At 73.9% G+C, this 22044-nt stretch carries 19 protein-coding genes; 11 read left to right on the top strand and 8 right to left on the bottom strand.

The genetic code is table 11. From position 1 onward, the window contains the following. The first annotated feature begins 9 nt into the window (after positions 1–9). Entirely contained in the window at positions 10–2898 is a 2889-nt protein-coding gene (locus ACFY1T_RS26280; RefSeq protein ID WP_390790343.1) for an SNF2-related protein, read from the top strand. Beyond that, the gene (locus ACFY1T_RS26275) at positions 2895–4100 is read left to right on the top strand and encodes an SWIM zinc finger family protein (RefSeq protein WP_390790342.1); all 1206 of its coding nucleotides are present in this window, start codon (positions 2895–2897) and stop codon (positions 4098–4100) included. The genes ACFY1T_RS26280 and ACFY1T_RS26275 overlap by 4 nt, the downstream gene beginning before the upstream one ends. Here ACFY1T_RS26275 and ACFY1T_RS26270 read toward each other — a convergent pair. Further along, positions 4081–4629, bottom strand: coding sequence for a hypothetical protein (locus ACFY1T_RS26270; RefSeq protein ID WP_390790341.1), 549 nt, complete (start codon positions 4627–4629; stop codon positions 4081–4083). The genes ACFY1T_RS26275 and ACFY1T_RS26270 overlap by 20 nt on opposite strands. A 162-nt stretch (positions 4630–4791) precedes the next feature. Between ACFY1T_RS26270 and ACFY1T_RS26265 the strand changes: the two genes are divergently transcribed. Then, entirely contained in the window at positions 4792–5466 is a 675-nt protein-coding gene (locus ACFY1T_RS26265) for a chaplin (RefSeq protein ID WP_390790340.1), read from the top strand. A 7-nt stretch (positions 5467–5473) separates the two neighbouring features. Here ACFY1T_RS26265 and ACFY1T_RS26260 read toward each other — a convergent pair whose 3' ends face one another. Then, the gene (locus tag ACFY1T_RS26260; protein WP_390790339.1) at positions 5474–6172 is read right to left on the bottom strand and encodes a DUF2293 domain-containing protein; all 699 of its coding nucleotides are present in this window, start codon (positions 6170–6172) and stop codon (positions 5474–5476) included. A gap of 152 nt (positions 6173–6324) precedes the next feature. Here ACFY1T_RS26260 and ACFY1T_RS26255 point away from each other — a divergent pair, with 152 nt between their 5' ends. Next, complete coding sequence (locus tag ACFY1T_RS26255; protein ID WP_390790338.1) at positions 6325–6723, top strand: cupin domain-containing protein; 399 nt, start codon at positions 6325–6327, stop codon at positions 6721–6723. 58 nt (positions 6724–6781) lie between these two features. Here the strand turns inward: ACFY1T_RS26255 and ACFY1T_RS26250 are convergent, their stop codons facing one another. Beyond that, a complete protein-coding gene (locus ACFY1T_RS26250) occupies positions 6782–8227 on the bottom strand; it encodes a WGR domain-containing protein (RefSeq protein WP_390790337.1) in 1446 nt (481 codons plus the stop codon). A gap of 91 nt (positions 8228–8318) precedes the next feature. Between ACFY1T_RS26250 and ACFY1T_RS26245 the strand changes: the two genes are divergently transcribed. Continuing rightward, positions 8319–8981 (top strand): uridine kinase, encoded by a 663-nt coding sequence (locus ACFY1T_RS26245; protein WP_390790336.1) that lies wholly within the window; start codon positions 8319–8321, stop codon positions 8979–8981. Between the two features lie 166 nt (positions 8982–9147). Continuing rightward, positions 9148–9792: a hypothetical protein gene (locus ACFY1T_RS26240; protein ID WP_390790335.1), complete on the top strand. Its 645-nt coding sequence runs from the start codon at positions 9148–9150 to the stop codon at positions 9790–9792. A 28-nt stretch (positions 9793–9820) separates the two neighbouring features. Here ACFY1T_RS26240 and ACFY1T_RS26235 read toward each other — a convergent pair whose 3' ends face one another. Together ACFY1T_RS26235 and ACFY1T_RS26230 are read right to left on the bottom strand one after the other, a co-directional pair. Next, positions 9821–10768 (bottom strand): carbohydrate kinase family protein, encoded by a 948-nt coding sequence (locus ACFY1T_RS26235; protein ID WP_390790334.1) that lies wholly within the window; start codon positions 10766–10768, stop codon positions 9821–9823. Further along, positions 10765–11691, bottom strand: coding sequence for a pseudouridine-5'-phosphate glycosidase (locus ACFY1T_RS26230; RefSeq protein WP_390790333.1), 927 nt, complete (start codon positions 11689–11691; stop codon positions 10765–10767). Before ACFY1T_RS26230 ends, ACFY1T_RS26235 begins: the two co-directional genes overlap by 4 nt. A gap of 457 nt (positions 11692–12148) precedes the next feature. Here ACFY1T_RS26230 and ACFY1T_RS26225 point away from each other — a divergent pair, with 457 nt between their 5' ends. Beyond that, on the top strand, positions 12149–12511 hold the full coding sequence (locus ACFY1T_RS26225; protein WP_030858908.1) for a cupin domain-containing protein: 363 nt from the start codon (positions 12149–12151) through the stop codon (positions 12509–12511). Here ACFY1T_RS26225 and ACFY1T_RS26220 read toward each other — a convergent pair. From ACFY1T_RS26220 to ACFY1T_RS26210, 3 genes are all read right to left on the bottom strand, one after another. After that, positions 12501–13796 (bottom strand): MFS transporter, encoded by a 1296-nt coding sequence (locus ACFY1T_RS26220; RefSeq protein WP_390790332.1) that lies wholly within the window; start codon positions 13794–13796, stop codon positions 12501–12503. The two genes, ACFY1T_RS26225 and ACFY1T_RS26220, sit on opposite strands and share 11 nt — an antisense overlap. A gap of 203 nt (positions 13797–13999) precedes the next feature. Then, positions 14000–14563, bottom strand: a complete 564-nt coding sequence (locus tag ACFY1T_RS26215) for a methylated-DNA--[protein]-cysteine S-methyltransferase (protein ID WP_390790331.1) — start codon at positions 14561–14563, stop codon at positions 14000–14002. A 124-nt stretch (positions 14564–14687) separates the two neighbouring features. After that, positions 14688–15644 carry a glycerophosphodiester phosphodiesterase gene (locus tag ACFY1T_RS26210; RefSeq protein WP_390790330.1) on the bottom strand — a complete coding sequence of 319 codons (957 nt, stop codon included), beginning with the start codon at positions 15642–15644 and terminating at the stop codon, positions 14688–14690. Positions 15645–15924: 280 nt separating this feature from the next. On the opposite strand from ACFY1T_RS26210, the gene uvrB reads away from it, so the two are divergent. The 4 genes from uvrB to ACFY1T_RS26190 all read left to right on the top strand — a co-directional run bounded on the left by uvrB (position 15925) and on the right by ACFY1T_RS26190 (position 22026). Beyond that, complete coding sequence (gene uvrB, locus ACFY1T_RS26205; RefSeq protein WP_030858915.1) at positions 15925–18093, top strand: excinuclease ABC subunit UvrB; 2169 nt, start codon at positions 15925–15927, stop codon at positions 18091–18093. Between the two features lie 86 nt (positions 18094–18179). Beyond that, positions 18180–18758, top strand: coding sequence for a TerD family protein (locus tag ACFY1T_RS26200; protein ID WP_030858917.1), 579 nt, complete (start codon positions 18180–18182; stop codon positions 18756–18758). A 66-nt stretch (positions 18759–18824) separates the two neighbouring features. Next, the gene (locus ACFY1T_RS26195; protein ID WP_390790329.1) at positions 18825–20807 is read left to right on the top strand and encodes a TerD family protein; all 1983 of its coding nucleotides are present in this window, start codon (positions 18825–18827) and stop codon (positions 20805–20807) included. A 235-nt stretch (positions 20808–21042) separates the two neighbouring features. Next, positions 21043–22026 carry a TerC family protein gene (locus tag ACFY1T_RS26190; RefSeq protein ID WP_030858921.1) on the top strand — a complete coding sequence of 328 codons (984 nt, stop codon included), beginning with the start codon at positions 21043–21045 and terminating at the stop codon, positions 22024–22026. The last annotated feature ends 18 nt before the right edge of the window (positions 22027–22044 follow it).

Below are 22044 nucleotides of genomic sequence, written 5' to 3'. Positions count from 1 at the left end.
GCCGACACCGTGACACCGCAGCCGCCCGCGACCGCGCTCCTGCGCCACCCCGCCGTCTTCCTCCCCGCCGCCGTCCCCCGCGAGTCCCGCATCGCCTTCTGGGCCCCCGACGGGGACCCCCTTCCGGAGGGCGGCGCGGGGACCCCGGCCCCGCTCACCGTCGTGCGCCCCCACGGCCCGGGGGTCCGCACCCGTACCGTTCCCTCCCTCACCCTCTCCGTCACCGACGCCCTCCCCCTCCTCGCCCGGGCCCCCCGCGGCCCCGGCGCGCATCCCGCCACCCGCGCCTGGGGCACCGCCGCCCTCCACGCCCTCGCGCTCGTCGCCCGCGGCCGTCTCCTCCCCGGCGTCACCCCCGACGGGGTCGACGCCTGGCGGGCGGGCCCGCTCGACGCACAGGACGTGGAACACCTGCGCGCGGTGGCCGCCGCCCTCCCGTACGAGGGGTACGCCACCCCCCTGGCCGGTCGCCGCCCGCTCCTGCTGCCCGAACCGGAAGCACTGGTCCGGGCGTTCCTCGATGCCGTCGCCGACGGCCTGCCCCGCACCCCGGCCGCGCCGGTGGCCGCCGGGCGGCCCTTCGCCGCGCAGGAGCCCCAGCGGGTGCCCGGGATACGGGACTGGGCCGCGCAGGTCGCGGCCGGCGCCGATGCGGGCGTCGGGATCTCGCTGCGGCTCGACCTCTCCTCGTTCAGCCTCTTCGACCGCCCGGACGGCACCGAGGTCGCGGACGACACCGAGGGCCCGGACGGCACCGAGGGCGCGGGCGCCCTCCGGGACGCGGACATCCGCCGTGCGGGCGCCGCCGTGGTCCAGGTGCACAGCCTCGCCGACCCCACCCTCGTCACCGATGCCGGGCTGCTGTGGGCCGGTGCGGCCGCCGCCGGGTTCGGGCCGCGTGCCCGGATCGACGCCGTACTGGCGCTGCGCCGGGCCGCGCGGGTCTGGCCGCCGCTGCAGCGGCTGCTGGACCAGCCGGTCCCCGATGTCCTCGCCCTCTGCGACCCGGAGCTCGAAGACCTCCTCGGCCGGGCCGCGACCCGGCTGGCGGCGGCCGGGATCCTGGTCCACTGGCCGCGCGAGCTGGCCCGTACGCTGTCCGCGACCGCGGTCGTACGGTCCACCGCGCCCGGCTCCGCCACCGACGGCACCGCCTTCTTCGACGCCGGCCACCTCTTCGCCTTCTCCTGGGAGCTCGCGCTGGGAGGCGACCGGCTCACCCCGGGGGAGATGGACGCGCTGGCCCAGGCCCACCGGCCGGTGGTGCGGCTGCGGGACCAGTGGGTCCGGGTCGACCCCGAGCTGGTGCGCAAGGCGCGCAAGCGGGAGCTGGGCCTGCTGGACCCGGTGGACGCGCTGGCCACCGTACTGACGGGGACGGCCGAGGTGGATGGTGAGCCGGTGGCGGCGGTCCCGGTGGGCGCGCTGGCCGCCCTGCGGGAGCGGCTGACCGGCGAGCTGGCCCCGCTGCCACAGCCCGTCGCCCTGAAGGCCACCCTGCGCGACTACCAGGCCCGCGGCCTGGCCTGGCTGGACCTGATGACCTCGCTCGGCCTCGGCGGCTGCCTCGCCGACGACATGGGCCTGGGCAAGACGGTAACGCTCATCGCGCTGCACCTGCACCGGGACCGCCCCGAGCCGACGCTCGTCGTCTGCCCGGCATCGCTGCTGGGCAACTGGCAGCGGGAGATCGAGAAGTTCGCGCCCGGGGTCGCCGTGCGCCGCTTCCACGGCGGCAGCCGCAGCCTCGACGGGCTGGCCGGCGGGTTCGTCCTCACCACGTACGGGACGATGCGCGCGAGCGCCGCCCGGCTGGCCGAGCAGCCCTGGGGCATGGTCGTCGCCGACGAGGCGCAACACGTGAAGAACCCGCATTCGGCGACGGCGAAGGCGCTGCGCACGATCCCGGCGCCGGCACGGGTGGCGCTGACCGGCACCCCGGTGGAGAACAACCTCTCCGAGCTGTGGGCCCTGCTCGACTGGACCACGCCCGGGCTGCTCGGCCCGCTGACGGCGTTCCGGGCCCGGCACGCCCGCCCGGTGGAGCACCAGCAGGAGGAGGACGGGGGCAACGAGGCGGCGGTGGCCCGGCTCGCCGCGCTCGTCCGGCCGTTCCTGCTGCGGCGCAAGAAGTCCGACCCGGGGATCGCCCCCGAGCTGCCGCCGAAGACGGAGACCGACCATCCGGTCTCCCTCACGCGCGAACAGGCCTCGCTCTACCAGGCCGCGGTGGACGAGGCGATGGCCGTGATCGAGGCGAGCGAGGGCATCGAGCGGCGCGGCATGATCATGAAACTGCTGGCCTCGCTCAAGCAGATCTGCAACCACCCCGCGCAGTACTTGAAGGAGGAGCAGCCCCGGATCCCGCACCGCTCGGGCAAGCTGGCCCTGCTGGACGAGCTGCTGGACACCATCCTCGCGGAGGACGGCTCGGTGCTGGTCTTCACCCAGTACGTGACGATGGCCCGAATCATCGAGCGGCACCTGGCGGCCCGGGGGATCTCCCACCAGCTCCTGCACGGCGGGACGCCGGTGGCGCGGCGCGAGGAGCTCGTGGACCGCTTCCAGTCGGGCGAAGTCCCGGTCTTCCTGCTCTCGTTGAAGGCGGCGGGCACCGGGCTGAACCTCACGCGGGCCGGCCATGTCATCCACTTCGACCGCTGGTGGAACCCGGCGGTGGAGGAGCAGGCCACCGACCGCGCCTACCGGATCGGCCAGACGCAGCCGGTCCAGGTCCACCGGATCATCGCCGAGGGCACCGTGGAGGACCGGATCGCCGAGATGCTGGAGGCGAAGCGGGCCCTGGCCGATGCCGTGCTCGGCTCCGGGGAGTCCGCGCTGACCGAGCTGACCGACCGCGAGCTGGCCGACCTCGTCTCGCTGAGGAGGCCCGCATGATCACCGCGCGGGACGACCGCCGCCGGACCTTCGAGACGGTGCCCGCCGGGGTGGAGGCCGCCAGCTGGTGGGGGCGCGCCTGGGTGTCGGCGCTCGAAGAGGCGTCCGGCGACGCGGCGCGCCTGGCGCGGGGGCACGCGTACGCGGCCGAGGGCCATGTCGACGCGGTCACGGTCACCCCCGGCCGCATCGTGGCGTACGTACGGGGCAGCCGGGCCCGCCCGTACCGCACCGAACTGGCCCTGAGCCCCTTCCCGGACGCCGAGTGGAGCGAGCTCCTGGAGGCGGTGGCCGCGGACCCCACGGCCCTCGCGAGCCTGCTGGAGCGCGAGGTCCCGCAGTCGCTGGCGGGCACGGTCCTGCCGGGCGCGGGCGAGCTCGTCCCGCGCTGCTCCTGCCCGGACACCGCCCGTCCGCCCTGCAAGCACGCCGCGGCCCTCTGCTACCGGGCGGCCCGACTCCTCGACGAGGACCCGTTCGTCCTGCTGCTCCTGCGCGGCCGGGGCGAGCGGGAGCTCCTCGACGAGCTGACCCGCCGCAATGCCGCGCACGCCGCCCGTGAACAGCCCGACACCGCGCCGGACTTCCCCGGGGTCCCGGCCCGCGCCGCCCTGGCCCGCACCGGCCTGCCGCCGCTGCCGGCCCCGCTGTGCGCGCCCGCCGCCGTGGGGCTTCCGCCCGCGTACCCGGCCGACGCGGCGGCCCCCGACCCGCTGGCCCTGGACCAGCTCGCCACGGACGCCGCCGCCCGCGCCTTCGCGCTGCTGAACACCGCCGAGGACCCGATCGCCGGGCTCACGCTCTGGCAGGACGCCGTCCGCCTGGCCTCCGCGCACCACACGGCCGGCCTCACGGGAGCGGCCCGCACCCTCTACCGGGACCTGGCCCGGGCCACCGGTCGCACCACCACCGACCTGGCGCGCGCGGCCGCGGCCTGGCGCCAGGGCGGGCGGCCCGCCCTCGCCGCCCTCGAAGAGCCCTGGGACCCGCCGGCAGGCCCCTTCGACCGGGCCCGCCCCGCTCTCATCGCAGCCTCCCAGGGCGCCTTCCGCCCCGAGCGCAACCGCCTCACCGCGCACACCCGCCAGCTCCGCCTGGGCCGTGACGGCCTCTGGTACGCCTACGAGTCCCGGCCGGACACCGAGGACTGGTGGCCCACGGGCACCCCCGCGGCCGACCCCCTCACCGCCCTGCGCCGCTGACCTCGGCAGCCCAGCGCGTCAACGTGGTGAAGTCCCGGTCGCGCAGGCCGTGTCGGGCGTGGATGGTCAGGGGGAGGGCCGGGGCCGGGTGGTGGGCCGCGATCCAGTCGCGGTCCTGCGGGGTGATCATGTCGTCGACCCAGGCGAAGGGGCGGCCCGCGGCCCAGTCGAGGAGCGGGCGGGTCTTCCAGAAGAGGCCGTCGGGATCGGCGGCGAAGAGTTCCGGCCATTCGATGACGGGAAGATCACCGGGCAGTCCGATGTGCGGGGCGATCATCGTGTTGGCCTGGTGCATCCAGGCCGTGGCCCAGGCGAGTTCGAAGGGCAGGGCCAGCAGACGGGCGCCGTGCGCGGGGTGCAGGCGGATGCGCAGCCCGCGCCGGGCGCTGCGGGACCGGGGGTCCCGGCGGGACATCCAGTCCGCCGGATGCATCCGGTGACTCGTGTACCCGCGCAGCCCCGCGAGGCGGGACCGGAAGGGGTTGAGGGGGCCGTCCACGTCGATGAGCAGGAGCGGGCGTTCAGTCATGACGTAGGCACTACCCAGTACACGATGGGGTGAAATGCATACCTGCTCTATAACCCGAACGGGTTTGCCGCGTTGTTTCCGGTGCGGGTGCAGTGCCCGTGAACTCCTCCGGAAGGCAGGGTACTCATGCGTCACAGTCGTCGGAATGGCTTGATCGCGGCGGTGGTTGCGGGAGGTGGGCTGGCGGTCGCGGGTGTCGGCGGATTCGCCTTCGCCGATGCGGACGCGGGCGGGCAGGCCGAGCGTTCGCCGGGGCTGCTGTCGGGGAACCTGGTGCAACTGCCGGTGCACACCCCGGTGAACGTGTGCGGCAACACCGTGAGCGTGGTCGGGCTGCTCAACCCGGCCGCGGGCAACCGCTGTGCCAACCAGGGCGGTGGCGGCGGCGGGCATCAGGGGTCGGTGTCCTCGCACCCTGCGAAACCGGGATCCGGAGCCGGCGGCGGGTCACACACGGGCGGGGGAGCCCATGCCGACGGGGGCGGAAAGGATTCGCCGGGACTGCTGTCCGGCAACGGGATCCAGCTCCCGGTCGACGTCCCCCTCAACATCAGCGGCAACTCGGTCAACGTCGTCGGGTTGGGCAACAGCTCGACCGGCAACACCTCCGTCAACGGCGGCGAGCCCAGCGGCGGCAAGCCGGCGCAGCCGCCCGTCGTCGAGCCGCCCGTGGTCGAGACGCCCGTCGTGGAGCGGCCCGCCACCCCGGCCGCGCCGTCGCAGCAGGGCCCGGCGCTCGCCCACACCGGTGCCGACGGAGTCGGCTACCTGCTGCCCGGCGGCGGGGCACTGCTGTTGGGCGGGATGCTGCTCTACCGCCGCTTCCGCCTCCGGTAGACACCCCCTAAGGGACGTCCACGGCCGGCGACGGCTGTGGGAGCGGGGGTGGGAGCGGGGGCGTGCGCCAGGCGTCCAGGATCGCGTCGATCCGGGGAGCCAGCCGGGCCCGGGCCGCGAACCGCGGGACACCCGCCATCAGCAGCGCGTCGTACTCGGTGTCGGTGTGCCGCACCGCCGCCCGGACCGCCACCGACACCGCCTGTTCGGTCAGGGCCCGGCCGGCCGCCGTCCGGCCCACCCGGCCGCTGCCGCGCAGCGAGGCGTGCGCGGCGATCGCCACCGCCCGGTCGGCCGGGCACCCCGGGAACAGCCGCACGATCTCGGCGGCGAAGGCCGCCGTGAACCGGGTGTCCTCGACGGCGCGGCGCAGCCGGTCCCGCTCCCGGCGGCGGGCCCGCGCCTCGGCGTCCGCGAGGCAGGCACGCTCGGCGCGGGCCAGGGCGGGATCCTCGACCAGCAGCCCCTGGCGCTCGTAGCGGCGGCGCCGCTTGTTGAAGCGGACGACGACGGCCGAGAGTGAACTCCCCTCGCGGGCCCGCCGGGTGAGCGCGGCGTCCCCGCGCGGCAGGTAGACCAGGTGACCCAGGTCGGCGCAGTCCAGGCACCGGGGCACGCCGACCTCGCGGACGAGATGCCGGAGCGGCCCCTGGCGGCACTCCGCGCAGTGGATCTGCTTCAGCGACTCGAACACCACGAGGCTCATGGCCATGTGATACCGCTGTCCGGACCGGTTATCACCTGGCGGAAAATGACGATTGAGGTTTCGCCGACTTTCCCGGATGTCCGGATGTCCCTCTACCGTGGGGCGTTGGGGCTGCGGTAGGGCCGTGATGCCCGTGGGGGAAGGGTGCGTACATGGGTGGATGGCAGCCGACGGCGCGGCTCACGAGAGCCGTGGAAGGCGGCGCGGAGGGCCTGGCGGGCCGGGAGATCGTCATCGAGCCCGGCGACTGCACCGGCTGGCACTTCCACCGCGTCCCGCTGATCGCGCTCGTCAAGTCCGGGACGCTGACCCGGATCCTGCACGACAACTCCGTCGTCGTCCACCGCCCCGGCACCAGCTTCGTCGAACCGGCCGGCGCCGAGCACCTGCACCTCGGCCGCAACCTCGGCACCGTACCGGTCGTGCTGTACGTGACCTGCACGCTCGCCGAGGACGAGGCCTTCTCCATACCCTCGGACGCCCCGCCCGGCGCCGAACCGTGCGCCTGCCCGGGCCGTCTTCCGTCACCCCGTCCGGGCCGTCTTCCGTGACGCACCCCGCCGGACCCACCCCGCCGGACCCGCCCCGCCGGACCCCGCCCCGCCCCGGTCAGACCAGGCGGCGTATCTCCCCGCGCACCCGGTAGAACCCGCCCGAGGCCGCGTGCAGCCCGTCGACCACGTACCGGGCACCGGGCTCCCGGATCCCGCGCGGGAACTGCACGTTCCACGAGGGCTCGAAGCCGCCCGACACCACCTGCACGCGCATCCGGCCGCCCTGCTGCACGCACTCCACCACCACACCGCCGGCCGGGGCCGCCGCCACCGACACGGTCGCCACTGCCGCGGCGGAGGCCGCCGGGGTGAACACCGGCAGCGCAGCCGCCGACTTCACGTCCACGGCCGTAGGCACCGAACCCCGCTGGGCCGCCAGGATCGCCGCCTCGCTCGCGTCCATGCAGATCAGGGACCCGTCCGTGGTGACCAGGTACAGCCGCTCGTCCAGATACTGCATCGACAGGGCCGAACCGCCGCCGGTGCCCAGCTTCCACAGCCGCTGCCCGTCGGCGTCGAAGCAGTACACCGAAGAGGCGTAGTCGGCGGCGAACACGTGCCGGCCGTCCGGCGAGGTCGCGCACGCGTACACGGCGGCGTCGCACCGGTACGAGGCCTCCACGGCCCCCGTCGCCTTCGACAGCCGCTGCACGGTGTGGCGCCCGGTGGCCGCGTAGACCGTGCGGTCCTCCTGCCAGCCGAACAGCACCGAGCCGTTGGTCGGCGTGTGCCACAACTGCGCGCCGCCGTCGGCCGCGTAGGCCGTCACCCCCTGGCTGTGCCCGTGGTAGACCGACCGCTCGTCCGCCCGGACCATCCACGCATTCGACCCCGGCGACCGCCGCGACCACTGGAACTCGTCCTCGTGGTCGATGACCGTCAGTCCGCCGCTGCGGTCGGACACGCTCAGCACGCCCTCGTGGATGTCGAGCCAGAAGATGTCCACGTCCGCCGCGATGTCGTAGGCCCCGAACGGCACCTTCGACGACAGGTCGTACACCGTGCCGTCGTCACAGCCCGCGTATATCCAGAACTCGTCCGCCACCAGGCATTTCACACCGTCCGGCAGCGAGTACCGGGCCAGCACCTCGCCCTCGTGGCTCAGCGTGTAGACGTCCCCCGCCTGGTTGCCCACCCAGCAGCGGTCCTCGTCCACATGGATCCCGAACGCCGAGGAGCCCGTACGGAACCGCCACAGCACGGGGGCCACCGCACGCGCCGTCGACGGCGCGGACGTGACCTGGCGGCGGGAGACCGCCCGGGCCGCGCGCTGCCCGGCCACGGCCGGCGCGTACCCCTTGCGGACCTTCTCGCCGATCTTCTTGGCGGCCGCCGCCCGGGCCTTCTCGACGCTCGGGAAGGAGGAGCTCTGGACCTGGCCGTCCGCGCCGATCCGGCCGTACCGCACCGAGACGGCCGTGCCGTCCACGGTCACCTCGTAGAACTTGTGCGCCCCGCCGCCGTCCTGCGACAGTTCCAGATACGTCGTCTCGCGAGCCATGACAGACCCCTCCCCAAGGCCGGGCCAACGGCTCTTTCCCGCCGGTGATCCCTCGTGAAAAACGGTAGGGCCCACCACTGACAATGGGCCCGTGCAGCTGGAAGCGATCACATGGCAGCGGATGGCCGAGCGGCTCGCCGGCCACCTCGAGGAACACGAGTCCCCGGCAGGGGAGGCGACGTGGCGGCGAGTGGGCATCGACGGCGCGCCCGCCGCCGGCACCGGCCTGCTCGCCGGGCACCTCGCCGACGAGCTGCGCCTGCGCGGCCGCCCGGTCGTGGTGGTCCCGGCCGGGGGATTCCTGCGCCCCGCCTCCCTCCGCTTCGAGTTCGGCCGCGAGGACGTGGACTCCTACCTCGGCGGCTGGTACGACACCGCCGCCCTGTGGCGCGAGGTGTTCGGCCCGACCGATCCCGGCGGCACCGGCCGGGTGCTGCCCGACCTGTGGGACCCGGCGACCGACCGGGCCACCCGAAGCCCGTACGCCGAACTCCCGCCGGGCGGGGTCGTGATCGTGCACGGACCGATGCTGCTGGGCCACTGGTTCCCCTTCGACCTCAGCGTGCACATCAGCCTCTCCCCGGGGGCGCTGGCCCGCCGCACCGAGGAGTCCGCCCGCTGGACCCTGCCCGCCTTCGCCCGCTACGAGGCCGAGACCGGTCCCGCCGCCCGGGCGGACGCGGTGGTCCGGGCCGACGACCCCCGCCACCCCGCCTGGACCGGTCTCACCGGCCCCACCGCCCCCACCGGCTGAGCTCCGGGCCCCCGTCCCGTCACGGACGTACGGGCTCCGCAACAACGCCATCGCGGACCGGTGACGAACGGGATCCGGCCATCGCCCCCGGCTGCGCCCGCGCACTACGTTGACGTCACGCTTCGACGGCGACCACGCGGTGGCGCCTTGGCAGAAGGAGACGGCAATGGGCGGACGCGGCAGGGCGGTTCAGGGTCCGAGACGGCTGCGGCGGCACGCGGCCGCCGCTCTGGTGCTCTGCGGGGCCCTGACCCTCACGGCCTGCAACGGCGACGGCGACGGGAGTGACGCGGGCGCCGCCGGTACGAGCCCCGGCGCGAGCCCGGCGAGCCCCCCGGCCACGGCCCCCTCCTCCGCCGCGCCCGGCGGAGCGGCCCCGTCCGCCTCCGCGGCGTCCTCGAAGAAGACGTCCCCGACCGCCAGCACCCCGGCCAAGCCGAAGCCGCCCGCCCCCGGACCCGCCTGTGCCTCCAAGGACGCCGTCTCGCCGAACGAGGTCGCGGTCCACCGCTACACCCCCGAGGGCGGCCAGTACAGCCTGATCGTCAAGCACGGCCACTGGGGCTGCCCCGTCGCGGGCGGCGCCACCCCCTTCGTGACCGTCGGCGAGGAGACCTACATTCCGATCGCCGAGGACGCCAAGATCGGCGCCCACGCCCCGATCCTCTCCGGCTCCACGAACAAGCCCATCACCACGCACGAGCTCACCTCGTGGCTGGAAACCCACCCGAACAAGGGCCTGGTGTTCCACTACAGCGTGAACAAGGCGGGCGTGATCGACACCCTCGGGCAGGAGGAGTACAGCTCGTAGCTCCTTCACCCGCCGCCCGCGGCCGCCGTCACGGGCGTCCGCCCAGCCGGGTCACCGCCCGCGCGGCCGCGCGGCACCCGGCCCGGGCCGCGTCCGCCGGGGCGGCGCCCGCGAGCCGCGCGGCCAGGAACCCGCCGGTGAACGCGTCCCCGGCACCCGTCGAGTCCACCGCCTCGGCCGACTCCGCCGACACCTCGGCGGTCACCCGGCCCCCCTCCGCCACCAGTGCCCCGGCCGCACCCCGGGTGACCACCACGAGCGGTACCCGTCGGCTCAGCTCCGCCGCCGCCCGGGCCGCCCCGGCCGGCTCCGGCAGCCCGGCCAGCAGCCGCGCCTCGTCCTCGTTGGGCAGCAGTACGCCGATGCCCGCCACGGCGTCGAGGAAGCGCTCGGGGCCCAGCCCGGCCAGGAACCCCGCCGAGGCCGGGTCCACGCTCACCGGCACCCCCCGGGCCCGGGCCGCCCGCAGCGCGACCAGGGCCAGCTCGCGGCTGCTGTCGGCGAAGAAGAGGTAGCCGGACAGGTGCAGATGGGCGGCCCCGTCCAGCAGGGCCGGAGCCCAGTCCGCCGGGGTCAGCCGCAGCGCGGCGCCGCTGTCGGTGAGGAAGGTGCGCTCGGCGTCCTTGCCGACCAGCGCGACCACCGTCCCGGTGGGTTCGGCCGGATCGATCACCAGCCGCGGCCGCACCCCGGAGTCCCGCAGCGACTGCTCGTGCCACCGGGCCGATTCGGTGCCCACCCGCGCGAGGAGGCGCACCTCCGCCACCCCCGCGTACGCCGCCCAGCAGGCAGCGTTGGCCCCGGCGCCGCCGGGCAGGGTGCGGATCCGCGCGGTCGTGTCGGTGGCCGGGGCCAGCGGCTCCGGATGCACCGCCACGACGTCCGTCACCACGTCCCCGACGACCAGCAGCGCTCCCGGCGCGGCCCCGGACCCCGCCGCGGAGGCGGCCCCGGACCCCGCCGCGGGCGCCGTCACGGACGCGCCGCCCAGGCCCCCGCGATCCTGGCCCCGAGTGCCACGTTGCCCCGTACCGCCGCCAGGTTGGCCTCCAGCGAGGCCCCGCCCGTCGCCCGTACCAGGAACCCCAGCAGGAACGGGGTCACCGCCTGCCCCGTGATCCCGCGCGCGCGGCACTCCTCCAGGGCCTCGGCCAGGACCCGGTCGTGCAGGTCCGGATCCAACTGCTCCGCCTCCGCGACCGGATTGGCCACCAGCAGCGCCGACTGCGGCCCGCCGAGCGCGTCCTGGGCGGCCATCACCGCGGCCACCTCCTCCGGACGGTGGACGGTCCAGTCCACCGGCTCGCCGGAACTGGCCAGGTAGAAGCCGGGGAAACGTTCCGTCCCGTACCCGACCACCCCCACCCCGAGCGTCTCCAGCCGCTGCAGCGTGGCCGGCACGTCCAGGATCGACTTCACCCCCGCGCACACCACCGTGATCCGCGTCCGCGCCAGCAGCGCCAGGTCCGCCGACTCGTCCTGCGTCTGCGCGTACTCCCGGTGTACGCCGCCCAGGCCGCCCGTGGCGAACACGCGCAGCCCCGCCCGCGCGGCCAGGAAGGCCGTCGCCGACACCGTCGTCGCTCCGGTCGCGCCCGTCGCGAGTGCGGGCGCCAGATCCCGGTGGCCGAGCTTGCGCACGCCTTCGCCGCCCGCGATCCGCTCCAGCTGTGCCTTGTCGAGGCCGGCGTACGCCACCCCGTCGACGACCGCGATCGTGGCCGGAACCGCGCCTTCGGCGCGCACCAGCGCCTCAAGTTCCGCTCCCACGGCGAGATTGCGGGGACGGGGCAGCCCGTGCGCGATGATCGTCGACTCCAGGGCCACGACCGGACGGCGCTGCTCCAGCGCCTCGCGGACCTCTTCGGACAGGACCGGGACCTCGGGTGATGTGTGCATGTCCCATCCATGGCACGGGATCCCCGCCCCCAAACGCCTTCCCGCCCACCGCCGCCGAACCTGTCCGAGTAGCGTGCCCCCGTGAACTCCCCGGACAGGCGCGCCTTCCACGACGAACCCGCCGACCGGTACCACCTCCTGTACGCGGACCGGGACGCGGGCATCGCCCGCCGGGGCCGGGCCCTGGACGCCCTGCTCACCGCGTCCCCGGGCCCCGGCCCGCACCGCGTCCTCGACAGCGCCTGCGGCATCGGCACCCGGGTGCTCGGACTCGCGGCCAAGCGGTCCGCGCCGCTCTGGCCGAAACCCCGCGGGTGCTCAGCGCCGGGCGACCGGCCTGATCGGCAGGACACGGCCCGGGGGGTGCCCGGCTGGACAGGTTGCCCCGTGCGGCGGGCGGACCATGGACGTTGTGGTCACCGCGGAGCGCCGGACGCGCGGATTAGGGTGACTCGGCATGAGCACCAGTGAGCACGGTCCCGCCTCGTTCGCCGTATCCGTACCGGACGCCGAACTGGAGGTCGAGGACCTCGATCCCGGCCAGATCCTCTCCGGCGAGCCCGTCGTGACGGGCAAGGTGCTGTGGGAGTCCCCCGACGGCACGCAGGTGCGCGGCATCTGGCAGATCACCCCGGGAGTGGTCACCGACACCGAGGCGAACGAGCTGTTCGTGGTGGTCAGCGGCCGCGCCACCATCGAGGTCGAGGGCGGCGAGACCCTGGAGGTGGGCCCCGGCTCCGCCTGCGTGCTCCGGGAGGGCGACAAGACCACCTGGACCGTCCACGAGACGCTGCGCAAGGCCTACCACATCAGCTGCTAGCGGCCGGGGCGGCGGCGGGGTGGCGGCGCGCGGTGAACAGGGCCAACGCCGCCATCGGCAGCAGCAGGGCCGCGCCGATCGCGTTCAGCCAGCCGTAGCCCGCGTGCGACATGACCAGGCCGGCGGCCGCACCGCCCACGCCCGCGCACGCGTTCATCGTGAGGTCGCTCAGGCCCTGTACGGCGGCCCGCGCGGCCTGCGGCACCGAATCCGTGAGCAGGGCCGAGCCGGAGACCATCCCGGCGGACCAGCCGAGGCCCAGCAGGAACAGGCCGATCGCGCTCTGCGCGTGGCTCGGGCCGGCGGTGCCGGCGAGCAGGGCGGCCACCGACAGCAGGCCGGCCGCCAGGCCGATCACGGCCAGCCTGCCCACCCGGTCCGCGAGCCAGCCCATGACCGGCGAGAAGGCGAACATGCCCGCGATGTGACCGCTGATCACCAGGCCGACGAGCTCCAGCGTGGCACCGTGGTGGCCCAGGTCGACCGGTGTCATCACCATGATCGAGACCATCGCGGTGTGGGACACCGCGACGGTGACCAGGGCCAGCCGCGCCCGCGGGGAGGCCTTGACGGCCGCGAACCCCGCGCGCAGCGAGCGGCCGCCCGTGGACTGCTCCGCGGGCGAGGCCAGCGCCCGCGCCGTCAGCAGCGGGTCCGGCCGCAGGAACAGGCCGATCAGCGCGGCGGTGAGGACGAAGACGGCACCGGCCCACACGAAGGGGCCCGCCGTCTCGGGTATGGAGGTGCCGGCGAAGCTGCGGCCGGCCGGGGCGGAGAGGTTCGGGCCGAGCACCGCGCCCAGGGTCGAGGCCCAGACGACGAGGGAGACGGCGCGGGCCCGGCGGTCCGGGGCCGCGAGGTCGGCGGCCGCGAACCGGGCCTGGAGGTTGGCCGAGGAGGCGGCTCCGAAGGCGGCCATGCCGAGCATCAGCAGCGGGAAGTTCTTGATCGCGGCGGCGAGGACCACCAGGCCCGCGCCGACGGCGCCGATCCCGTACCCGAGCACCAGCCCCGGCCGCCGGCCGCGCGCGGTCATCAGGGCGGCGAGCGGGAGAGAGACCGCCGCGGTGCCGATCACGGCGGCGGTGGAGGCGAAGCCGGACAGGGCTTCGGTACCGCTGACCTCCGTCGCGAGGACCGGGGCCAGGGCGATGCTGATGGGCACGCCGACGCCGCCCAGCATCTGGCTCGCGATCAGCACCCCCGAGACGCGGCGCTGGAGCCGGGGCAGGTCCGCCGCGCTCACGGGCGGGGCGGGCAGGTCGGTGCCGGGTATCGCGGTCATGCCGTACACCCCCGGCGCGGCGCAGGGCGGAGTACGGGCGCGGTGCGGCCGGAGGCGGTGGCAGTGGTCACCGCGGCAGTTTCCCACCCCTTACGGCCGGACGGAACGGGGGATGCGCCCCGCGACCCCGATCCACCAGGCATCCCCTGCGCGTGCACCCCCGCGCACGCGCCCCGCGCCCCGCCGGAGCCCCGCCGCTGCGCTCAGAACAGCGGCTGCGGCAGGACGCCCTCCAGCGCCAGCAGGCTGCGCTTGGTCTCCACCCCGCCGCCGAAGCCGCCGATGCCCCCGTCGTTCTCCACGACCCGGTGGCAGGCCACCACCAGCGGGAGCGGGTTCGACCCCATGGCGTTGCCCACGGCCTGGGCCGCGCCGGGCTGGCCGACGCGGGCCGCGAGCTCCCCGTACCCGACGACCGCCCCGTACGGCACCGAGCGGTCCAGCTCCTGGAGCACCTGCCGGTTGAAGCCGGAGCTGAGCCGCCAGTCCAGCGGCAGCTCGAAGCGCTTGAGCGTGCCCCCGAAGTAGGCCTTCAGCTGGCGTATCGGCTCGGCCAGCAGCACCTCCTGCCCCGGTGCCGGGCGCCAGGCGTCGGCGCCGAGCCGGGAGACGAGGGAGCCGATCATCGTGTCGACCCGGTCCGGCCCGGCGTGGAACTCGACCCGGACCAGACCCTCCGGGGTCGCGGCCAGGAGCAGGGGGCCGATGTCGCTGGGGACGACGGTCCATTCGAGGTGCGGCCCGCGGGGCCGCTCGGTGCTGTCCACCCCTCCACCGTACGGGGAGGGTCCGACAGCCGGGGCGTCCCCCGGGTGTCCGCAGGCGAAGGCCCCGCGCGCCGCTGGAACGCGAAGGCCCGCGCACCGCTGGAACGCGAAGGCCCGCGCACCGCTAGAACGCGAAGGCCCCGAGCACCGCCTGGTGCACGACGTCCGGGGCGTTGGTGATGATCCCGTCCACGCCCATCCCCTGCACCTTGCGGGCCGTCGCCGCGTCGTCGACGATCCAGGTGTCCACCTCCATCGCCTTTCCGTGGGCGCCCGTCAGGTCGTGCACCGCCGCCACCCAGTCGGCCGAGATGGTGGTGTGCCACGGGTTGATCCGGTCCGTGAACTGGGCGTACTTCGGCAGATCGGCGAGGGTCGGGGTGCCCAGGAAGGCCGTCACGAGGTCCGGGCGCAGGCCGTGCACGAGGCGTACGGAGTCCGCGCTGAAGCTCTGGACGACCAGGCGGCGCTGCACGTGGTCCGGGTCGAGCCAGCCGGCCTCGCCCAGCACCTGGAGGGTCTGCTTCTCGATGCCGGGGTAGAGCTCGGGCTTCTTGACCTCCAGCAGCAGCCGCTGCCGGTTGCGCTCCACCCGGTCGAGGTACTCCCGCAGGGTCGGGACGCGCTCGCCCGCGAACTCCTCGCCGAACCAGCTGCCCGCGTCCAGCGTGGCGATCTCCGCCGCCGTGAAGTCCTTGACCCGCCAGGGCTTGCGGTCGGGGAACGCCTGCTCGGCGTCGGTGGTGCGGGCCAGCGTGTCGTCGTGGATCACGACCAGCTCGCCGTCCTTGGTGCGCTGGACGTCGTTCTCGACCCAGTCGAAGCCCAGCCGCATCGCGAGGTCGATCGCGGCGAGCGTGTTCTCGGGGGCGTACGCCGAAGCCCCCCGGTGGGCGTACACGACGGGGCCCAGCAGCCCAGGGGTGCCCGCGGGACCTGCGGGGCCTGCGGGACCGGTGGAGCCGGAAGGGGAGGAGGGGACGGTGGGGCCGGAGGCGGCGGAGGCGGCCGTCCCGCCCAGCAGGGTCAGGGTGAAGCCCAGGAATGCGGCGGCGGCCGCGGCGGCGGGTCGGACGTACATGTGCGTTCTCCTCGTTTCGGGAGCCCTGTTCCTGCGTCAGACGCGTGCGGACTGGCAGACGTTGCGGCGTTGCACTACACGGGGGACCTCTACGGCGATCATGCGGTTGAAGATCACCGGGCCGCCACCGAACTACGACAAACGGACCAGAAAGGAGGACTTCCGACCCGTCCGCCGGACGCGCCCGGCCGCACGGGCCGACGCGCCGGGCCGCCCCCGCAGCGGCGCCCCGGACCCGCGCGGCTGCGTGAGTGTCAGTGGGGGGTCGTACGGTGGACTCATGCGGCCCGTATCGAAGATCGAACGCACGGTGGCGCCTTTCGAGGTCGTCAGCCCCTACCAGCCCAGCGGCGACCAGCCGGCGGCCATCGCCGAGCTGGAGAAGCGCATCCGTGCAGGTGAGAAGGATGTCGTCCTGCTGGGTGCGACCGGCACCGGCAAGTCGGCGACCACCGCCTGGATGATCGAGAAGCTCCAGCGCCCGACCCTCGTGATGGCGCCGAACAAGACGCTCGCCGCCCAGCTGGCGAACGAGTTCCGCGAGCTCCTGCCGAACAACGCCGTCGAGTACTTCGTCTCGTACTACGACTACTACCAGCCCGAGGCGTACGTACCGCAGTCGGACACCTACATCGAGAAGGACTCCTCGATCAACGAGGAGGTGGAGCGGCTGCGCCACTCCGCGACGAACTCGCTCCTCACCCGGCGCGATGTGATCGTCGTGGCCTCCGTGTCCTGCATCTACGGCCTCGGCACCCCGCAGGAGTACGTCGACCGGATGGTCCCCCTCAAGGTCGGCGAGGAGATGGACCGCGACCAGCTGCTGCGCCGTTTCGTCGACATCCAGTACACGCGCAACGACGTGGCCTTCACCCGCGGCACCTTCCGGGTGCGCGGCGACACCATCGAGATCTTCCCGGTCTACGAGGAACTGGCCGTCCGCATCGAGATGTTCGGCGACGAGATCGAGGCCCTCTCCACCCTGCACCCGCTGACGGGCGAGGTCATCAGCGAGGACCGCGAGCTGTACGTCTTCCCCGCCAGCCACTACGTCGCCGGCCCCGAGCGCATGGAGAAGGCGGTCCGCGGCATCGAGGCGGAGCTGGCCGAGCGCCTCGCCGAGCTGGAGAAGCAGGGCAAGATGCTGGAGGCCCAGAGACTGCGCATGCGCACCACCTACGACCTGGAGATGATGCGCCAGATCGGGTCCTGCTCCGGCATCGAGAACTACTCGCTGCACATGGACGACCGCGAGCGCGGCTCCGCGCCCAACACCCTCATCGACTACTTCCCCGAGGACTTCCTCCTCGTCATCGACGAGTCGCACGTCACCGTGCCGCAGATCGGCGCGATGTACGAGGGAGACGCCTCCCGCAAGCGGACCCTCGTCGACCACGGCTTCCGGCTGCCCTCCGCCCTCGACAACCGGCCGCTGAAGTGGGAGGAGTTCCAGGAGCGCATCGGCCAGACGGTCTACCTGTCGGCGACCCCCGGCAAGTACGAGCTCTCCCGCGGCGACGGCTTCGTCGAGCAGATCATCCGCCCCACCGGGCTCATCGACCCCGAGGTCGTGGTCAAGCCCACGGAGGGGCAGATCGACGACCTGGTCCACGAGATCCGGCAGCGGGTGGAGAAGGACGAGCGCGTCCTGGTCACCACCCTCACCAAGAAGATGGCCGAGGACCTCACGGACTACTTCCTGGAGCTCGGCATCCAGGTCCGCTACCTGCACAGCGACGTCGACACGCTGCGCCGCATCGAGCTGCTGCGCGAGCTGCGCGCCGGCGAGTACGACGTCCTGGTCGGCATCAACCTGCTGCGCGAGGGCCTCGACCTGCCCGAGGTCTCTCTGGTGGCGATCCTCGACGCGGACAAGGAGGGCTTCCTGCGCTCGGGAACCTCCCTGATCCAGACCATCGGCCGCGCGGCGCGCAACGTCTCCGGCCAGGTCCACATGTACGCGGACAAGATGACCCCGGCGATGGAGAAGGCCATCGAGGAGACCAACCGGCGCCGGGAGAAGCAGATCGCGTACAACACGGCGAACGGGATCGACCCGCAGCCGCTGCGCAAGAAGATCAACGACATCGTCGCCACCATCGCCCGCGAGGAGCTGGACACCGAACAGCTGCTCGGCACCGGGTACCGCCAGGGCAAGGAAGGCAAGGGCGCCAAGGCTCCCGTGCCCGCGCTCGGCGTGGTCAAGGCGGGCCAGGTCACCGTGGGCGGCAAGGCGGTCAAGGGTGCCAAGGCCGCGAAGGCGGCCAGGGACGCCGCCGTGCTGACGGACCGTCCGGCCGAGGAACTGGCCGCGCTCATCGAGCAGATGACCGAGCGGATGCGCGGAGCGGCGGCCGAGCTCCAGTTCGAGGTCGCGGCCCGGATCCGCGACGAGGTGGGCGAGCTGAAGAAGGAGCTGCGACAGATGAGGGAAGCGGGCCTCGCCTGACCCGGAGCCGGTCAGTAGGGTTGGCAGCAGCCGCAGGTACACATGCGCACCCACATCGGGGGCGGGCTAGGGAGAGGGGACAGCGCGTGACGGTCAACATGACCAAGGGTCAGGCCATCAGTCTGCAGAAGCAGGACGGGGGCACGCTGACCGCGGTCCGGATGGGCCTCGGCTGGCAGGCCGCCAAGCGCCGCGGTCTGTTCGGCTCGCGGACCCGGGAGATCGACCTGGACGCGTCGGCGGTGCTCTTCGCCGACAAGCAGCCGGTGGACGTGGTGTTCTTCCGCCACCTGCAGAGCGACGACGGCTCGGTCCGGCACACCGGTGACAACCTGGTCGGCGGCGCCGGCCAGGGCGGGGACGACGAGTCGATCCTCGTCGACCTCCAGCGCGTGCCGGTGCACATCGACCAGATCGTCTTCACGGTGAACTCGTTCACCGGGCAGACGTTCCAGGAGGTGCAGAACGCCTTCTGCCGCATCGTCGACGAGACCAACGGCCAGGAGCTGGCGCGCTACACGCTGGACGGCGGCGGCCAGTACACCGCGCAGATCATGGCGAAGGTGTCGCGCGTCGGCGGCGGCTGGCAGATGACGGCCCTCGGCAACCCGGCCAACGGCCGGACGTTCCAGGACCTGATGCCGTCGATCCTGCCGCACCTGTAAGCGGCGCCGGACGGCCGGACAGAACAGAACAGCGCGGAAGAGCAAGGCACGGGGGAGGGCTGCAGGATGACGGCCGAACTGGTCCGGGGGCAGAACCACCCCCTGTCCCAGACGCGGGTGGAGATCAGGGTCTCGGCGGGCACGCCCGTGCTGGCCCTGGCCTCGGCCTGCGACGACGCCGGCCGGCTGGCCGGCCCCGAGTCGGTGGCCCACCCCGGCGCCCGCAGCCTGCCCGGACTGGAGGTGCCGGAGACGGTGGCGGGCGAGCACCGCTTCGCCGTCGACCTCGACGCCGTCGCCCCCGCCGTGCACCGGCTCGGGGTGGTCCTCGTCCTGCCGCCCGGCGGGCCGGCGCGGTTCGGTGCGGTCCCCGCGCCGTACGTGGCCGTGGCCGACCCGGAGGGCGCCGAGCTCGCCGGGTACACCCTGACCGGGCTGGACGCCGAGACCGCCGTCGTGGCCCTGGAGCTCTACCGGCGCCAGGGTGCCTGGAAGGTCCGTGCCGTGGGCCAGGGGTACGCGGGCGGGCTCGGCGCGCTCCTGGCGGACGCCGGGCTGGGCGGCCCGGCCGCCGCCGCCCTGGCGGACGTGGCCACCGGGCTCGTGCCGTCCGGCGACATCACCCTGGCCGCCCTGCCGACGGCGGCCCCGCCCACCGCTGCGCACGGCGTGCGGGCCCCGCAGGACACCACTGCCGCGGCGGCCCCGGCGACGCCCCCGCCGCCACCGGAGCAGCTCCCCGCCGCCGGCGTCCCGTACCAGGGCGCCCCCGGAGCCGCGCCGGGTCCCGCGTCCGCCGACACCATCGGCGGGCCGCCCACCATCGACTACGCCCACCCGCGCCGGCGCCGCACGACCACGGAGCCCCCCGAGCCCGGCCCGCGCGCCGTCCCCTCCCCGGAGGAGGACCGGCCGCCCGCCCCGGTCGCGGGCGACGCGAGCGGCTGGTCCCTGGAGGAGCGGCTCTACAACCAGGTCTGGGGCATGTTCGAGGACCTGGCCCGCTCCGTGGCCGCCTACCGCAGCGCCTGCGACTTCGCCGAGTCCCGGATGGACCGTGAGCTCGACGAGGCGCTGTCCGACCCCCGCCACCGGCTCGGGGGCTCCGGCAACGCCGCCCGCGAGACGGCCCGCGCCCGCCACGACGAGCTCGTCGCCCAGGCCCAGGCCGTGCTCGACCGGGACCTCGCCCAGCTGGTCGCCGAGTCCGAGGTGGTCGAGCCCGCACTGCCGGCTCCGTACGCCCGCTGGGCCAACCCCGTCTGGCACGGCCACGCCGTTCCCGAGGAGGCCCCGCTGGCCCTGCGCCTCGGCGACCTGCACCTGCCCGAGCGGCCCGACCTGCGCATCCCCATGCTGGTGCGGGCCCCGCTGGAGCGCGGGCTCTGGATCGACAACGGCCGCACCGGCTCCGAGGCCGCGATGACGATGGACACCGACCGGCTGCGCCGGGCCGCCATGGACATGGCCGTCGCGCACGCGGTCAGGCTGCTCGCGGTCCACCCCGGCGACCGGTTCTCCGTGCACGTGGTCGACGCCGCCGGGGCGGGGGCCGCCTCCCTGGCGCCGCTCGTCGCGGCCGGGGTGCTGGCCGGGCCGCCCGCCGCCGGGGCCGCCGGGGTCACGCGGACCCTGGAGGCGCTGACCCGCCGGGTGGACCTCGTACAGATGGCGGTGCGGGCCGGGGCTCCCGAGGACCTGCCGCCCGACGTGGACCTGGCCGACCAGCTGCTGATCGTGCACGACTTCCCGCACGGGTTCGACGACCGGGCCGTCACCCGGCTGCGCTACCTCGCCGACGAGGGTCCGGCGGTCGGCGTCCACCTGCTGATGGTGGCGGACCGGGACGAGGCCTCGGCGTACGGGCCGCTGCTGGATCCGCTGTGGCGCTCGCTGATGCGGCTGTCGCCGGTGCCCGACAACCACCTCGCCGATCCGTGGGTCGGCCACGCCTGGACCTTCGAGCCGGACCTGCCGCCGGCGGGCAGCCGCGTCCTGGAACAGACCCTGGAACGGATCGCCGCCCACCGAGGCGATGCCCGCCCATGACCGTTCCTTGGTCTTCTCTTTACCTTTACGGGCTCTGACGGGTACCCTGGGCACGCGGAGGGGAGTATTCCTGCTTTCCTGCTACGGCGTACCCGTCAATACGGACCACTCGGCTGTGAACGCAGCCGGTCCCGGGGCGTCGGCCCACGGCCTCCAGGCCGCCTGGGTGGAAGAGACCTCCGGCAGCGATGACGCTGACATGTGTGCTGAGCCATCTGCCGGAGGCGAATTAGCAGTGGACGTTTCGTGGACCCTCTGGGTGCTGACCATTCTCGGTCTCTGCATCCTCATCGGCGCCGATTTCTTCATCGGCCGCAAACCGCACGACGTATCGATCAAGGAAGCGGGCACCTGGACGATCGTCTGGATCGTGCTCGCCGCACTCTTCGGCCTCGGCCTGTGGTTCTTCGGGAACCCGCAGGCCTCGCAGGAGTTCTTCGCCGGCTTCATCACCGAGAAGTCCCTGAGCGTCGACAACCTCTTCGTCTTCGTCCTGATCATGGCGAAGTTCGCGGTGCCCTCCCACCTCCAGCAGCGCGTCCTGCTGGTGGGCGTGCTGATCGCCCTGGTGCTGCGCGCGATCTTCATCGCCGCCGGCGCGGCGATCATCGCCAGCTTCTCCTGGGTCTTCTACATCTTCGGCGCCTTCCTGATCTACACCGCCTGGAAGCTGATCCAGGAGGCGCGCAAGGACGAGGACGAGGAGGAGTTCGAGGAGAACCGTCTCCTCAAGTCCGTCGAGAAGAGGTTCGGCGTCGCCGACAAGTACCACGGCACCAAGCTGTTCATCGAGAGCAACGGCAAGCGCGTCCTGACCCCGCTGATGGTCGTCATGCTCGCCATCGGCACCACCGACGTGCTGTTCGCCCTGGACTCGATCCCCGCGATCTTCGGCCTCACCCAGGACCCGTACATCGTCTTCACGGCCAACGCCTTCGCCCTGATGGGTCTGCGCCAGCTGTACTTCCTCATCGGCGGCCTGCTCAAGAAGCTGGTCCACCTCAGCTACGGCCTGTCGATCATCCTCGGCTTCATCGGCGTCAAGCTGGTGCTGCACGCCCTGCACGAGAGCGGGCTGCACGTCCCCGTCGTCTCCATCCCGGTCTCCCTCGGCGTCATCTGCGGTGTCCTGGTGATCACCACGATCACCAGCCTGATCGCCTCGAAGAGGCAGGCGGCAGCCGAGGCCGCCGCCCGCCCGGAGAGCATCGACGCGTAGGGCCCCGCGCCCGCCGGG

Origin of the sequence: Streptomyces sp. NPDC001194 (assembly GCF_042896985.1) — a bacterium.
Taxonomy (GTDB): domain Bacteria; phylum Actinomycetota; class Actinomycetes; order Streptomycetales; family Streptomycetaceae; genus Streptomyces.
The sequence above is the reverse complement of the archived record's forward strand: the minus strand, read 5'-3'. Positions and strand labels throughout refer to the sequence as shown.

What these genes read in the sequence shown, in the direction of transcription:
- ACFY1T_RS26275 (WP_390790342.1), top strand. Translation starts at nt 2,895, where the DNA reads ATGATCACCGCGCGGGACGACCGCCGCCGGACCTTCGAGACGGTGCCC.
- ACFY1T_RS26270 (WP_390790341.1), bottom strand. Translation starts at nt 4,629, where the DNA reads ATGACTGAACGCCCGCTCCTGCTCATCGACGTGGACGGCCCCCTCAAC.
- ACFY1T_RS26260 (WP_390790339.1), bottom strand. Translation starts at nt 6,172, where the DNA reads ATGAGCCTCGTGGTGTTCGAGTCGCTGAAGCAGATCCACTGCGCGGAG.
- ACFY1T_RS26255 (WP_390790338.1), top strand. Translation starts at nt 6,325, where the DNA reads ATGGGTGGATGGCAGCCGACGGCGCGGCTCACGAGAGCCGTGGAAGGC.
- ACFY1T_RS26250 (WP_390790337.1), bottom strand. Translation starts at nt 8,227, where the DNA reads ATGGCTCGCGAGACGACGTATCTGGAACTGTCGCAGGACGGCGGCGGG.
- ACFY1T_RS26240 (WP_390790335.1), top strand. Translation starts at nt 9,148, where the DNA reads ATGGGCGGACGCGGCAGGGCGGTTCAGGGTCCGAGACGGCTGCGGCGG.
- ACFY1T_RS26230 (WP_390790333.1), bottom strand. Translation starts at nt 11,691, where the DNA reads ATGCACACATCACCCGAGGTCCCGGTCCTGTCCGAAGAGGTCCGCGAG.
- ACFY1T_RS26225 (WP_030858908.1), top strand. Translation starts at nt 12,149, where the DNA reads ATGAGCACCAGTGAGCACGGTCCCGCCTCGTTCGCCGTATCCGTACCG.
- ACFY1T_RS26220 (WP_390790332.1), bottom strand. Translation starts at nt 13,796, where the DNA reads ATGACCGCGATACCCGGCACCGACCTGCCCGCCCCGCCCGTGAGCGCG.
- ACFY1T_RS26210 (WP_390790330.1), bottom strand. Translation starts at nt 15,644, where the DNA reads ATGTACGTCCGACCCGCCGCCGCGGCCGCCGCCGCATTCCTGGGCTTC.
- uvrB (WP_030858915.1), top strand. Translation starts at nt 15,925, where the DNA reads ATGCGGCCCGTATCGAAGATCGAACGCACGGTGGCGCCTTTCGAGGTC.
- ACFY1T_RS26195 (WP_390790329.1), top strand. Translation starts at nt 18,825, where the DNA reads ATGACGGCCGAACTGGTCCGGGGGCAGAACCACCCCCTGTCCCAGACG.